Source organism: Arthrobacter sp. 210 2 (assembly GCF_059093025.1).
In genome coordinates, this window is sequence record NZ_JBNHIE010000014.1 from 16820 (window position 1) to 30464 (window position 13645).

Genomic DNA, 13645 nt, shown 5'->3' on the forward strand with positions numbered 1-13645 from the left:
TCGCTCAGATCAGGCGGCCGGCGGCCAGGAATTCGGCAAGCTCAGAACCGGCGTTGCCGTCGTCGTAAATTTTCTTTCCGGCAGCGCGGGCTGGCCGTTCGGACATGGCGAGCACTACGGTTGCCGGACTGGCGCTCTCCAGGCCCAGATCATCGAGGCTCTTAGTGGCCAAAGGCTTCCGCTTGGCGGTCATGATGCCCTTGAAGTTGGGGAAGCGGGCTTCGGCCACCCGTTCCGTCACAGAAATTACCGCCGGCAGCGATGAACGCACAGTCAGCGTTCCGTCCTCGATACCGACCTCGCCGGTAACGGACTCGGCGTCAATTTCGACCGTGTTCAGGGAGGGCAACAACGGCAGCCCAAGATGTTCGGCGATCATCGCCGGTACTACGCCGCCGCGACCGTCCGTGGACTCGTTACCAGCGACGAGCAGATCAAAACCGGTCAGCTTAGCCGCTGCAGCCAGCACCTCTGCAGTCCGTGCGATGTCAGCCCCCTCCAACCGGTCATCAACAACGTGAACCGCCGAGTCGGCACCCATGGATAGGGCTTTGCGGAGCGCCTGGTTGGCATCAGCAGGGCCCATTGTCAGAACTACGATCTCGGTCTTCTTATCCATATCTTTGCGGCGCAGGGCTACTTCAAGGGCGCGTTCATTTATCTCGTCGGCTACCCGTTCGGTTGCGTCGCGGTCCACGCGGCCGGTGGACGGGTCGAGCCTTCGTTCCTCTGCAGTATCGGGCACCTGCTTCACCAGCACGATGATTTTCATCGGACTTTCCTCCTCCTTGAGCCGTGTCATATGTGACCCCAAAACAAATCTACTAGGTCTTCCTAGTATTTACTAGGTCCCACGACTATTTACTTGGTCTTCCAATCATTTCGTGTGAACGTGCTTCGACGGCAGCAAAATCGAAACGCTGCAGGCGTAGCTCGATGGGACTGGGAGACCTGTCGCTAAGCGGCGCTCGGGCGGGTAAACGCAGGGGCCTCTTCACTCCGGGACCTCATCTTCCCAAGGCAGACAATCAAAAGGGCGCTACAAGTGGAGCAACTTTCCTTTCGGTGTTTCGTCTGAGGTCGGTGCTATCCAAGTGCAGTCCCGGGCATAGTGGAAAGGGCGGCAAACCCACCTCGCGCCGTGGCGTTTAACAAGCAGGTACGTACTGCCGACATTCCGGGCTCATACCTATTGAGGGACTCAACGATGACTCTTATCCACTCGCCGCATCGGCCGCAGGGATCTCCCCGCACTGAGGACAAGGCGTTGTTGCAGGACCTCAGGATATGGGGGGGCCCCGGGTCGGTAGTGGAGTCGGAACTCGAACGTCGGGCGACGGCCCACGACGCTTCCCACTACCTTCTCCAGCCGCGCGCTATCGTCCGTCCCGGTTCGGTGGATGACATGGGTGAGCTTTTTCGGGTCCTTGACCGCCATGGCCTGGGGCTGACGTTCCGTTCCGGCGGCACCTCACTGTCGGGACAGTCGGTTTCGGATCAGGTTCTGGTCGACACCCGACGGAACTTTCGGAAGATTGAGGTCCTGGATGGCGGTCACCGGGTCCGTGTCCAACCGGGAGCGACTGTACGACAAGTTAATCAGCGGCTGGCACAGTACGGGCGGAAGCTGGGTCCGGATCCGGCGAGCGAGTCGGCCTGCACTATCGGCGGCGTGGTGGCGAACAACTCTTCGGGAATGCATTGTGGTACGGAGTTCAACACCTACCGGACTCTGGAGTCAATGATCTTCGTGACGCCTTCCGGCACAGTGGTGAATACTGCCGACGCGGGGGCGGACAGCATCTTCCGCGAGCGGGAGCCGGAGCTGCACGCAGGTTTATTGGGTCTGCGGCGGCGGGTGCACGCGAATGCGGAATCCGTGGAGACCCTGCGCCGCTTGTTCTCCATGAAGAACACCATGGGTTATGGGCTCAATGCGTTCCTTGATTTCGAGGAACCGGTGCACATATTGGAGCACCTTTTGATCGGCTCCGAAGGAACGTTAGGTTTTGTGGCGGAGGCAGTCTTCCGCACCGTTGAGGTCATGCCTAAGGTGGCCACAGGGCTGCTCGTCTTCCCGGACCTGATGAGTGCAACGAGCATCGTGCCGGACCTGGTGGACGTGCAATCTGCCACCGTGGAACTGCTTGATGCAACTTCCCTGCGGATGGCTCAGCGCACTGGTCAAGCTCCTGCCGGAATGGCGGCGATCAGTGTGCAGGAGCACGCGGCATTACTGGTGGAGTATCAGGGACGTGACGATCAGGAACTACGGGACCGGATCGCTGGGGCTGAACAACTCTTCGCGCGACTGAACCTCGCTACCCCCGCAACGCTTACCGATGCGCCCCGGGAACGTGCGGCCCTATGGAAGGTCCGCAAGGGCCTGTACGCAACAGTTGCCGGGAACCGGCCCAGTGGGTCCAACGCCCTGCTCGAAGACATCGCTGTCCCCGTCGCGGTTCTGGGCGAAACGTGCCGGGACCTCACCCGGCTCTTCGATAGTCACGCGTACGAGGATTCGGTGATTTTCGGCCACGCCAAGGACGGCAACGTCCACTTCATGCTGAACGAAAACTTCGACGACGCAGCGTCCTTGAAGCGGTACGAGCAGTTTACTGAGGAGATGGTTCAACTCATCCTGGATCACGGAGGGTCGTTGAAGGCCGAGCACGGCACGGGCCGGATCATGGCTCCGTACGTTCAGCGGCAGTACGGGGACGAACTGTACGAGATCATGTGCGAACTCAAGGCCCTTGTTGATCCGCGCAACGCGTTCAACCCCGGGGTGGTCCTCAGCAATGATCCGCGCTCCTACCTCGATAATCTCAAAACCGCGCCATCCGTAGAAGAAGAAGTGGACCGCTGTGTGGAGTGCGGCTATTGCGAGCCAGTATGTCCTTCCAAAGACCTCACTCTCACGCCGCGGCAGCGGATTGTCGGGCGTCGCGAGATCGCGGCTGCGGAAGCCAGCGGTGACGAAGAGCTGGCGCGGAGACTGCGGGAGGATTATGACTACGAGGGCTTGCAGACCTGCGCTGTGGACGGCATGTGCGCCACGGCGTGCCCTGTGAACATCAACACTGGAGATCTCGTTCGTCGCCTGCGTGAGGAGAACCATTCCGTTGTGGCCGATAAGGTTTGGGGCACTGCCGCTTCGGTGTGGGGAACGACGACCCGCGTGGCCGGCCTGGGGCTCAGCGTGGCAAATGCGTTCCCGCCAGCGCTTCCCCGGGCGGTAACTAAGGTTGGCCGCGCCGTCCTCGGTTCAGAACACGTTCCTCAGTACCAGGACCTGCTGCCTGGCGGCGGTCGGCCCCGGCCCTCCCACCAGGACGCGGCTGCTACGGCTATCTTCTTCCCCGCCTGTGTTTCCAGTATGTTCGGCACACCCGACGGAACGGGGATGTCTGTCTCCGAGGCGTTCCTTGCGCTGTGCGAACGAGCCGACGTGGCCGTCACCATACCGGACGGGACCAACTCTGCATGCTGCGGAACGCCATGGAAGTCGAAGGGCTTACCCTCGGGATACCGAAATATGGCCCCTCGAACGCTCAGCATGCTATGGGCAGCAACAGACCATGGCCGGCTGCCCGTGGTCTGCGACGCATCGTCGTGCACCGAAGGATTATTGGCCATGCGTGAGCTCGCCAAGGAGTCACCGGAATATAGCAAGCTCAGGTTCGTTGATGCGGTGGAATTCGTCGCAAACACCGTCCTTCCCCACCTGACGGTCGCCAAGCCCTTTAACTCTTTGGCTGTTCATCCGACGTGCTCCTCAATCCATCTAGGTATAACAGGGGCGTTGGAGAAGGTGGCGCAGGCAGTGGCCACGGAAGTCGTTCTTCCTAAAGAGTGGGGCTGTTGCGCTTACGCCGGAGATCGGGGCATGCTGCATCCTGAACTGACAGCCTCTGCCACAGCGGCAGAGGCTGCAGAGATCGCTTCCGGCCACTACGACGCTTACGCCTCCCTCAACCGAACCTGCGAGCAGGGCATGACAGAAGCCACCGGGCGGCCCTACTGGCACGTGCTGCAGCATCTGGAGAAGGTAACGCGTACCCATTGAATCAGGCCGAAGTCGGAATTATAAGAAACCTACTATGCTGCTGAACCTCGCCCGGGAATTCCTGCTGCGCCCGAACCCCGACCCCCAGGGGTGGGACGCACCGCATACGGTACGAATCGGACTCGCCGCGCTTGGCGTTGGGTTGCTTCCCCTGGGCACCAATTTGATGACGCCGCTTTTCCCCGTGCTCCAGGACCGTTTGGCCCTGGGCAACAGCGCTGTCACGGCGGCCTTCGTAGCCTATGTTCTGCCCGTGGTCGTTGGACTGCCCCTCCTTGGTCATTGGTCGGAGTACATGGGCAGGCGGGTCGTTCTGGTAGCAAGTCTGGCGGTTGGCATCCTTGCTGCCGCGGTTCTTCTCTTTGCCTCGGGCCTCCCTGGACTGCTGGCCGGCCGGGCGCTTCATGGGTTGGCCGTCGCGTTGTCCTTTGGTGCCGGGGCAGCAGCACTTAGGGATCTGTTGCCGGGTGAGCCCAGTCTCTGCGCCCGTATCATCCTGCTGGCGTCCGTAGGAGGAGGCGCAGCCGGTCCCCTCGTGGGCGGATGGTTATCCGAGCTCGGGGATCCGGTTCGAACACCGTTCTCTGTGTATCTCATGACCATGGTGGTGGTCGTTGTCCTGCTGGCCGCGGTGAAGGCTTATCCCCCAGTGCTGGCTCCCCCATCCCGCGGTTTCCTGGAGAGTTTGCGTCCTCCCCGTCCATATCTTCCTCGGCCCACTCGCAGGATGTTCTTTCTCACCTCGGGTGTCGGATTTTTGTCCTTCGCCGTGTTCGGCTTTTTTCTCTCCGTCGCTCCAGCCTTTTATGCCCCGATGCTGGGCGGGTCGAGAATAATGGGCGGGCTCTCGGGAGCGCTGGTACTAGGTGGCTCGGCCTGCGCCCAGCTGTTACCCGTCCGGGGGCGCCACAAAGCAGCGATTAGTCTCGTGGTGATGGTGATCGGTCTTGTGCTGGTCGTTGTTGCCCAACTTCAGCAGCTCGCGGCGCTGCTGTTGTTTGCTGCCACTCTGACAGGGCTAAGCCAGGGAGTAGGCTTCCGGACGCTCTTCGCCGCACTCAACTCAGCGTTGCCAAAGGAGGCCGCGGCCCAAACTATAAGCCTGATGTACGTCATCACTTATCTGGGCAGCGCCATCCCGGTTCTCGGTCTGGGATTAGCCATGGATTTCTGGGGCGCGACAGCCGCCGTCAACGGCTTTCTGTTGAGCGCTGCCGGTGTTGCGGTGATCTTCGCAGCCCTATGCATATTCGCTAGACCCTCAACGCCGGTGTCATAGAATTCAGTATCCGCGCTTGCGTCAAGCGGGAGCGCCGTAGGGCGGCTGCCCGTCGTTGTTGCCGGGCAAAAGGGCCATCACGCTTAACAATCATGCTCTTAAGAACCCAGGACGCCCCGGCGAGGTCAATGACCTCGCCGGGGCGTCCCATAAGGGATTCACGACCATCGGCGACGACCAGGCAAACCCGGACCATCTGCATCGATTCCCTCGAGACTGCCATGTTCACCCACACCGGCTAGTCATGCGCTCCGAGGTTCTTGGGTGACCTGCGACGTAGCGGTAACTGCAGAACCGCGGTGAGTGTCTGCAGTACGGAGGTTCTTGCGCAAGAGGAGAACAGCCACCGCGGCTACGAGCTCAAACGCTCCAACGACCCACATGGCCGTGCGCGAGTCGCCCGTGGCGTCGAGCAGCCACCCGGTCAAGTAAGGGGCGACGAGGCCGGATGAGGCACCGAGGGTGTTTACCAGTGCAATGCCGGCCGCCGCGCCAGCGCCTGAAAGAAAAATGGAGGGCAGATACCAGAAGACAGGCAGCGCGCAGAAGATGCCTATGGCGGTGACGGAGATGACGGCCATCGTGGCAAAGGGCGAGTTTGTGTATAAGGCCATCGGGATGCTTACAGCCGCAAGGATCGCGGGCAGAGCCACGTGCCAGACCCGCTCCCCGGTACGGTCCGAGTGCCGACTCCAAAACACCATGACAATCGCACCACAGGCGAAGGGAACAGCAACAATCAGGCCCGTCTCAAGGATGGAAAACTTGGTGTTGAACGTCGTGGCAAGTCCACCAACGATCGTTGGAAGGAAGAAGCTCAGCGCGAAGAGGCCATAGGCGATGCCGAAGTAAACAATACCCAGGGCCCATACCCGAGGATCGCGGAGGGTGCGGCCAACAGAGGCGTGCCCTACCTGTGATGCGGTTTGGTGCTCGGAGTCGATGGTCGCGCTAAGCCACTGGCGTTCGGCCGCAGTGAGCCATTTCGCGTGCCGGGGGTGGTCCGTCAAGTAAAACCAAGCAGCGACGCCCAGCAAAACCGTTGGGATGCCTTGGATCAGAAACATCATCTGCCACCCCGCAAGGCCGAACACGCCGTCCAAATATTGGAGGATTGCGCCGGATACAGGGGCCCCCAACGCCGAGGAGACGGGCAGTGCAAGCATGAACATGCCGATGAGTCGAACCCGTACGGCACGCGGGAACCAAAATGTCAGGTACAGCATGATGCCGGGGAAAAATCCGGCCTCGGCAATGCCTAGCAGGATCCGGGTGATGTACAGCGCAGTTGGCGTGTTAACGAATGCCATGGCTGCGGTGACAAGGCCCCAGCTGACCACAATCCGGGCGATCCAGCGACGCGCACCAAACCTGTGCAGCGCCAGGTTGCTGGGAACTTCCAGAAATACGTAGCCGATAAAGAACAGCCCGCTGGCCAGGCCGTACATCGTCTCAGTGAGTCCCAGGTCCTCGCTCATCGTTAGCTTGGCGAAGGAAATATTGGTCCGGTCGAGATAGTTGAGGAAATAGGCAACCGCGAGGAAGGGAATGAGCCGCATGGCTACTTTGCGCATGACCTGCGCTTGGATGACCGGCTGGTCCTTACCTTGGTGGACTTGATCAGTTCCGAAACTCATGAAGACAGCCTCCTTGCTGTTTGAAGAGAACCGCGAAGAACGGCACTCGGGAGCAGCCCGACGACAGTGAGCTGTCTGTTACACCAGCTTGGCCGCATTGTGCCGTGGGTCACTACTACTCACCGATGAGAACTTCGCGCGCATTTTCCTCTCAGTGTCGAATGCGGCACCAAGACCAACCCAGTTCAGATTCGGTGCGCAGAGGAAGCCCTTATAAGGTTAAGCATGGTCAGCCCTGCGTGAAGACTGAGCCGCGTGCGGCCGTCGCTCAGATCCAGTCCGGTCAACTCGGTGATGCGTCCCAGACGGTAGTAGAGCGTCGTGCGGTGTATGTGCAGCGCCTCGGAAGCCGACGGACCGTTACAGGCATGGTCGAGGTAGGCCCGCAAAGTCTCGGTCAGGTCTCCACCAGGATCGACGGCGAGAAGCCGCCGGACTTCTTCAGGCAATGCTTCGTCAGTTACATCCTCGTCCGGTATTTGCAGCAGTAGGGCGTAGGGTCCCAGATCCGCCCACACTGCTAGCGGCGAACCAAGCAGGCCGCGTGCCGCTGCCCGCCGCGCCAAGTGGGCATGCCTGGCAGTCTTGTGAGCCTGCTCAAGACCGGGAACGGTGGGGCCGATACCAGCCACGCAGGCGAATCGCCCCGAAGACAAGTCCTTCAACTGATCGAGCATTTTCTGGACATGAACACGGACGGCGGCCTCGCCAGAAGACGTGTCATTACCCAGAAGCAGAAAACCAGTCCCAGGGGCCACAGCATGAAGCTCCGCTAGGCGGCCTTGCCTGGAAGCCATGGTCAAGACAGTGCGTAGCGCCGCATCGGCATGGGACGCGGTGGCACTGTCCAAGGTGCCCCGCAGACCGAACTCTACGGCAGTGACGTTCTCGAAACGTCCGGACAAGTGGCTTGCAGCAAGCTCTTCCAGAGCGCGCCGGCGCAATGTTGCCTCCCGGCCGAGCAGGTCACGGACAGTCTGATCCTGCACACCGGCGTTGGATTCCCCTTGTCCTTCAACTGCCATCACCGCTGCAATGTCCATTGCCGATTGATTGATTTTGGACAACTCGGAAGTGGTTAGGGATCCCTCAGCGTCCATCACCATCAGCTGGCCCAGAAGCTCCCCGCGCCACCTAATGGGCACGCACACGCGCGCCTTCATTCCGATCTCTTCGTTAGCCGGAATGACACCCGCCGTGGTCCACGTCGAAACGCCCTGTGCGAGTACATGACCTATGGCCTTAGTACCGGCGTCCCTCTTGAGAATTGCTTGAACCCTTGCCTGGTCCTCATCACCAAAGTGGACACTCGAATAGAGCATATGAACTCCGGGGTCATTGATTACCACGGATCGTTGAAGCTGTTCCGCCAGTTGGTCCACAGTCGACTGGATTGCGTTCTCTGTCACCGTTCGATTCTACAGACAGAGGAAGATCGCGGGTATCTTCTCGTCGGCGGGCGGTGCCATCTTATGTAGATCTTTGTCATCGTGATGGGGAAGATACAGCCCACGTCAGCGGGCTTCCCTCCCAGTTCTGTTGCCGGTTCCTTGGTCCATTGGACCAGGGTTTGGCACAAACTTTGAAACGAAGAGGTTTCGATGGTCACGTCACCCCACATCATTGGATGGGCACATACCCCGTTCGGCTGCCAACCGCATGAGGACGTTGAGGCTCTCATCGCGGACGTCAGCGGCGCCGCCATCGAAGACGCGGGGCTTGAGCCCGCTGATATTGATGCAATTTTCGTCGGTGTGTTCAACAACGGGTTTTCTGCGCAAGGGTTCGAGGCTGCACTGGTCGGCGCTGCCCTGCCAGCGCTTGCGTCAGTGCCGGCCACTCACGTGGAAAATGCCTGCGCCACCGGTTCTGCCGCAATCTTTGGGGCTCTAGACCGCATCGAGGCCGGCCGAGCCCGGGCGGTACTCGTCGTGGGCGCGGAAAAGATGACTTCGACCGCTAACGCCGAGGTCAACGATATTCTGCTCAGCGGCTCCCACCGCAGAACGGAAGGCTCTGCCGGCAGTTTCGCTGGTGTTTTCGCCGGACTGGCTGATCGTTACGCGGACCGGTACGGAGACCCGCATGACGCCATGGCCATGATCGCGGCAAAGAACCATCGCAATGGAGTCGACAACCCATTGGCCCACATGCGTAAAGACCTTGGATTTGAATTCTGCGCGACCGAATCCGAGCGAAACCCCCGGGTGGCCGGGCGACTGTTGCGCACTGACTGCTCGATGGTTTCTGACGGTGCGGCAGCTCTGGTCGTCACCGGGGCCGATATAGCCAGGACAGCGCGCCGCTCAGTTGCCGTCCGCGGCCGCGTGCACGTCAACGACCACTTCTCCATCGCTGCCCGCCCCGATCCCCTCGCCTTGGCTGGTGCGGCGAGCGCGTTCCGTGGCGCCCTCAAGGAAGCCTCCGTCACCTTGGAAGACTTGGACCTCCTTGAGACCCACGACTGCTTCACCATCGCAGAGCTTCTGCAGTACGAAGCGTTTGGGATTGCCGAACCAGGCAAGGCCGCCCAGGTCCTGGCAAGCGGCGCTACCCACCGGGACGGAAGGCTGCCGGTTAATGTCTCCGGCGGCCTGAAGTCCAAGGGCCACCCGCTGGGAGCGACGGGCGTCTCGCAGCACGTGATGGCAGCGATGCAGCTTGTAGGGGAAGCCGGAGCCATGCAACTGCCCAAAGCCAATCGGGCGGCAGTGTTCAACATGGGCGGCACCGCAGTGGCAAACTACGCAACGGTTCTGGAGAGTGTCCGGTGAGCGCCGTCAACGTCGAAATGACTAACCACCCCATCGGAAGCGCGCCTAGTGGCCCTGCCCACAGGGCAGTGAACCTGGCTCACGCTCTGACGCAAACGGCTAGGCGAATCCCGGACGCTGACGCCCTCATTCATGGGCAAACCCGCTGGAGCTGGCGCGACCTGGACGACAGGGTCACCGCCCTTGCCGCCCATATGATCGAAAGGGGGGTTAAGCCCGGACAGTGCATACTGCTGGATGCACCGAACCACCCGGAATTCGTACAGGCAATGTACGCCACTTGGCGCATCGGTGCAGTGCTGGCCCCAGTTAACACCCGTCTGCACGATAATGACATCGTTTCAATCGCCCGGGTTTGCCAGCCGGTGCTAATGATCGCCCATTCATCCACGGCTTCCCACGTCAACGCCGTCAAGGCAGCCGTGAGCCCGGAACTGGAAACTCTGTGGCTGGATGATTCTCCCGGTCCCGACACAGTCAGCGCCTACAGCCGCCCATCCGGTCCCCTCCCGGACCAAAGCATGTGGACAGGTGACGCAGCCTGGTACTTCTTCACTTCCGGAACGAGCGGTCCGCCTAAAGCCGCTGTGCTGACCCACGACCAGCTCGGGTATGTCGTTACCAATCACCTGGCAGATTTGATGCCCACCACAACTGAGACTGATCGTTCTCTCGTTGTGGCCCCGCTGTCACACGGCGCAGGCGTTCATCTCCTACCGCAGGTGGCACGAGGAGCAGCAACTGTCATCCCGGTCTCATTCAGCCTCAAACCTGCAGAGGTGTGGAAACTGGTCGAGACCGAACGTGTGGCCAACATGTTCACAGTACCGACCATCCTGAAGCGTCTGGTCGATGACGAGTCGATCAGCAGCTACGACCATTCTTCCCTTCGCTACGTCATCTACGCCGGGGCTCCCATGCCCAGCCGGGACCAGCAGGAGGCCCGCGCCGCCCTCGGCGAGGTTCTTGTGCAGTACTATGGCTTGGCCGAGGCCACAGGCAACATTACGGTCCTTCCCCCGCACCATCACGGTCATGTGTCACCTCCTGGGATTGAGTTCACCACCTGCGGCTTCCCTCGGACCGGGATGCAGGTGAGCATCCAAGATGATCAGGGCAATGAACTGGCGCCTCTGGAACACGGAGAGATTTGCGTCGCCGGACCCGCTGTTTTTCCCGGATATCTGAATAACCCGAAGGCTAATGAGGCCGCCTTTCGCAACGGCTGGCTCCGTACCGGAGATATCGGAACATTCGATAATGAGGGCTTCCTCTACATAACGGGCCGCTCCTCTGACATGTTTATTTCGGGCGGTTCCAACATCCACCCCCGGGATATCGAAGAGAAGATCCTCACGCATCCGGCCGTCCAGGAGACGCTTGTCCTGGGGATGCCTGACCCCACGTGGGGCGAGGTTGGAGTGGCCGTATGCGTGCTGCACCCGGGCAGTTCCATGACCGAAGAGGAGATGCGCCAGTACCTCTCCGAGCGCATGGCGCGATACAAGATACCCCGCCACATCGCGTTTTGGGATGAGCTGCCGCGCTCCGGAAACGGCAAAATCGTGCGCCGCACCGTACGGCAGCTCTTCCTCGAACTTGGCTGGGATCCCCAACTCGGGGCCGCCGGTGGACAAAACAAGGGAGACACCCCTTGAATCTCACCCGCCGAATCCAGCCTCTCAAGCACCCTGGAGTGGTCGCTGTGGAGCGCCGGACCTCAGTAGCTACCCGCAGCATAGCGCGCAGGGTGACCCTGCCCGCCGGGGACAAACTCCTTGATGCCATGGCAGACGCGCTAGAGGCTTTGGGAGCTACGTCCGGGCAGGTCGAACTCCTCGACGGTTCCCTGTCCAGGGTCAGCTACTGTTTTCCCGCTCTGTGTGAGGACGGATCGACCGCAGTCACCTACAGCTCGACGCATGAGGCCGCGGTCCCGGCCAGGTTGATCGCAGGGTCTGCAACCGTTGGATTCCGCGATGGAAAGCGCCTTGCCCACTGCCACGCCACCTGGTTCGACGCCAACGGCGATGTCCGAGGCGGGCACCTCTGGTGGGAAACGGTGATCGGACCCGGCCCCGTCCAGGCAATTGTTCACGCTTTGGACGAAGCAGAGCTCATCTGTGACATCGACCCCGAGAGCAGGCTCCCGGTCTTCACGCCTCATCCCTGCCCCTCCCGCAAGATGGAAAAGGCAAACTCCGTTCGTGCAGTGATATCCAGATTGGCTCCTGGCGTTGAAGTGGCCGCCGCCGTCCGGGAAATCATGCGTGAACAGGGTTTCCAACAGGCTTCAATAGCAGGCAGCGTTGGCAGTTTGGTCGGCGCTGCCTTCCATCGCCGGAACAACACAGTTGCCGTGGTCGATGGTCCCGCTACAGAAGTCACCTTCACTGGCGAATTCGACTTGCGCGATCCCAATGCCCCTGTCTCTTGGTTCAGCGGCATGGCCATCGACCGTTTCGGTGCCGTCCATACCGGCGAGCTAGTCGAGGAAGAAACCATCGTGGCCTGTGCCATGGAACTGCTCGTGGAAGAAGTTAACGAATGAACGTACGTGAACTCGACGGCAAGGTCGTCCTCGTTTTCGGTGCCGGCTCCAGTGGCGCCGGCATGAGTAACGGTGAAGCGGCCGCTATGGCTTACGCCGCGGCTGGCGCAGCGGTCGCAGCCATAGACCTCAACACTTCCGAGGCGGACCGCGTCGCCAAGGAGATTGTTGCCGCAGGCGGGACGGGCATCAGCATCACCGCTGACGTGACAAACGAGGCCGACGTAGCCCGCGCCGTCTCCGCCGTCGTGCAAGAGCTCGGGATCCCCGGAGTTCTTCACAACAATGTCGGTGTCCCAAGAATGGGATCGGTCGTTGAGACTGATCTGGACGCTTGGAACGCTTCCATCCGTCTCAACCTGACCAGTGCCTATCTAACCTGCCGACACACCATTCCGCACATGTTGCAGGCCGGGCGAGGAGTCATCACCAACATTTCGTCAGTCGCCAGTATCCGCGACACCGGCTACGTGTACCCGGCCTACAGTTCCGCGAAGGCGGCTGTGAACCAGCTGACTACCTCCCTTGCGCTTTCCTACGCCAAGCAGGGCATCAGGGCAAACGCAATCTTGCCGGGACTTATCGACACGCCGCTGGTGAGCAGCAAGATCACGGATGACCCCGAAGCCTTGGCAGCCCGACACGAAATGAGTCCCACGGGTCGGATGGGAAGTCCCCAGGACATCGCAAACGCAGCCGTATTTCTGGCCTCCGACAAGGCGTCCTACATCAACGGCGTCTGCCTTCCCGTCGACGGCGGCCTGGCGGCGCGCTGTGTCTGATCGCCCTTCGACAGCATGGATGGCACCCAACGCCATTGTCGTAGGTGACGTCACCATAGGGTCGGAATCGAGCGTCTGGTACGGCGCAGTCGTCCGGGCAGATGCTGCACCAATCCACATCGGCAACCGAACGAATGTCCAGGACAACTGTGTCCTCCATGCCGACCCCGGGTTCCCGCTTACCATCGGCAACAACACCACCCTTGGCCATGTCGCCATATGCCACGGCGCCACAATTGGCGACGGAGTACTGGTAGGGATGGGGGCAGTTGTTATGAATGGGGCAACAATCGGCGATGGAAGTCTCATTGCAGCAGGAGCTGTAGTTCTCGAAGGAACCCACATCCCACCGCGCTCGCTTGTTGCCGGGGTTCCAGCCAAAGTCATTCGACCTGTCACCGATGCCGAGGCCGCTGCACTCCTCGACAACGCCCGAAACTATGCGGCACTCGCACAACAGCATCAGGCAAATGAGTTCGCGCATTTTAAAGAGCCCGTCCCCAGCCAGCGGGAGGTTGCTGGCCCCTCCCTCTCCAGTTCAACCATTTAACTA

The 13645-nt window shown here is 60.7% G+C and carries 10 protein-coding genes; 7 read left to right on the plus strand and 3 right to left on the minus strand.

What is annotated here, in order from left to right; translation table 11 throughout:
- Nucleotides 1-4: 4 nt before the first annotated feature.
- Nucleotides 5-772: an electron transfer flavoprotein subunit beta/FixA family protein gene (locus AC5RWA_RS20060; protein ID WP_494058792.1), complete on the minus strand. Its 768-nt coding sequence runs from the start codon at nt 770-772 to the stop codon at nt 5-7.
- A gap of 435 nt (nt 773-1207) precedes the next feature.
- Between AC5RWA_RS20060 and AC5RWA_RS20065 the strand changes: the two genes are divergently transcribed.
- Nucleotides 1208-4069: an FAD-binding and (Fe-S)-binding domain-containing protein gene (locus AC5RWA_RS20065; protein ID WP_494058856.1), complete on the plus strand. Its 2862-nt coding sequence runs from the start codon at nt 1208-1210 to the stop codon at nt 4067-4069.
- A 34-nt stretch (nt 4070-4103) separates the two neighbouring features.
- On the plus strand, nt 4104-5348 hold the full coding sequence (locus AC5RWA_RS20070; RefSeq protein WP_494058793.1) for an MFS transporter: 1245 nt from the start codon (nt 4104-4106) through the stop codon (nt 5346-5348).
- Between the two features lie 242 nt (nt 5349-5590).
- Here AC5RWA_RS20070 and AC5RWA_RS20075 read toward each other — a convergent pair whose 3' ends face one another.
- Entirely contained in the window at nt 5591-6985 is a 1395-nt protein-coding gene (locus tag AC5RWA_RS20075; protein WP_494058794.1) for an MFS transporter, read from the minus strand.
- Nucleotides 6986-7170: 185 nt separating this feature from the next.
- A complete protein-coding gene (locus AC5RWA_RS20080) occupies nt 7171-8394 on the minus strand; it encodes a PucR family transcriptional regulator (protein WP_494058795.1) in 1224 nt (407 codons plus the stop codon).
- A gap of 192 nt (nt 8395-8586) precedes the next feature.
- On the opposite strand from AC5RWA_RS20080, the gene AC5RWA_RS20085 reads away from it, so the two are divergent.
- From AC5RWA_RS20085 to AC5RWA_RS20105, 5 genes are all read left to right on the plus strand, one after another.
- Nucleotides 8587-9759: a thiolase domain-containing protein gene (locus AC5RWA_RS20085; RefSeq protein WP_494058796.1), complete on the plus strand. Its 1173-nt coding sequence runs from the start codon at nt 8587-8589 to the stop codon at nt 9757-9759.
- On the plus strand, nt 9756-11417 hold the full coding sequence (locus AC5RWA_RS20090) for an AMP-binding protein (RefSeq protein ID WP_494058797.1): 1662 nt from the start codon (nt 9756-9758) through the stop codon (nt 11415-11417). Before AC5RWA_RS20085 ends, AC5RWA_RS20090 begins: the two co-directional genes overlap by 4 nt.
- 92 nt (nt 11418-11509) lie before the next feature.
- Nucleotides 11510-12310 (plus strand): PCC domain-containing protein, encoded by an 801-nt coding sequence (locus AC5RWA_RS20095; RefSeq protein WP_494058857.1) that lies wholly within the window; start codon nt 11510-11512, stop codon nt 12308-12310.
- Complete coding sequence (locus AC5RWA_RS20100) at nt 12307-13092, plus strand: SDR family NAD(P)-dependent oxidoreductase (protein WP_494058798.1); 786 nt, start codon at nt 12307-12309, stop codon at nt 13090-13092. The genes AC5RWA_RS20095 and AC5RWA_RS20100 overlap by 4 nt, the downstream gene beginning before the upstream one ends.
- A 19-nt stretch (nt 13093-13111) precedes the next feature.
- Nucleotides 13112-13642: a gamma carbonic anhydrase family protein gene (locus AC5RWA_RS20105; RefSeq protein ID WP_494058799.1), complete on the plus strand. Its 531-nt coding sequence runs from the start codon at nt 13112-13114 to the stop codon at nt 13640-13642.
- The last annotated feature ends 3 nt before the right edge of the window (nt 13643-13645 follow it).

Coding starts and splice junctions, on each gene's coding strand:
- AC5RWA_RS20060 (WP_494058792.1), bottom strand. CDS start 772: ATGAAAATCATCGTGCTGGTGAAGCAGGTGCCCGATACTGCAGAGGAA.
- AC5RWA_RS20075 (WP_494058794.1), bottom strand. CDS start 6,985: ATGAGTTTCGGAACTGATCAAGTCCACCAAGGTAAGGACCAGCCGGTC.
- AC5RWA_RS20105 (WP_494058799.1), top strand. CDS start 13,112: ATGGCACCCAACGCCATTGTCGTAGGTGACGTCACCATAGGGTCGGAA.
- AC5RWA_RS20100 (WP_494058798.1), top strand. CDS start 12,307: ATGAACGTACGTGAACTCGACGGCAAGGTCGTCCTCGTTTTCGGTGCC.
- AC5RWA_RS20065 (WP_494058856.1), top strand. CDS start 1,208: ATGACTCTTATCCACTCGCCGCATCGGCCGCAGGGATCTCCCCGCACT.
- AC5RWA_RS20085 (WP_494058796.1), top strand. CDS start 8,587: ATGGTCACGTCACCCCACATCATTGGATGGGCACATACCCCGTTCGGC.
- AC5RWA_RS20070 (WP_494058793.1), top strand. CDS start 4,104: ATGCTGCTGAACCTCGCCCGGGAATTCCTGCTGCGCCCGAACCCCGAC.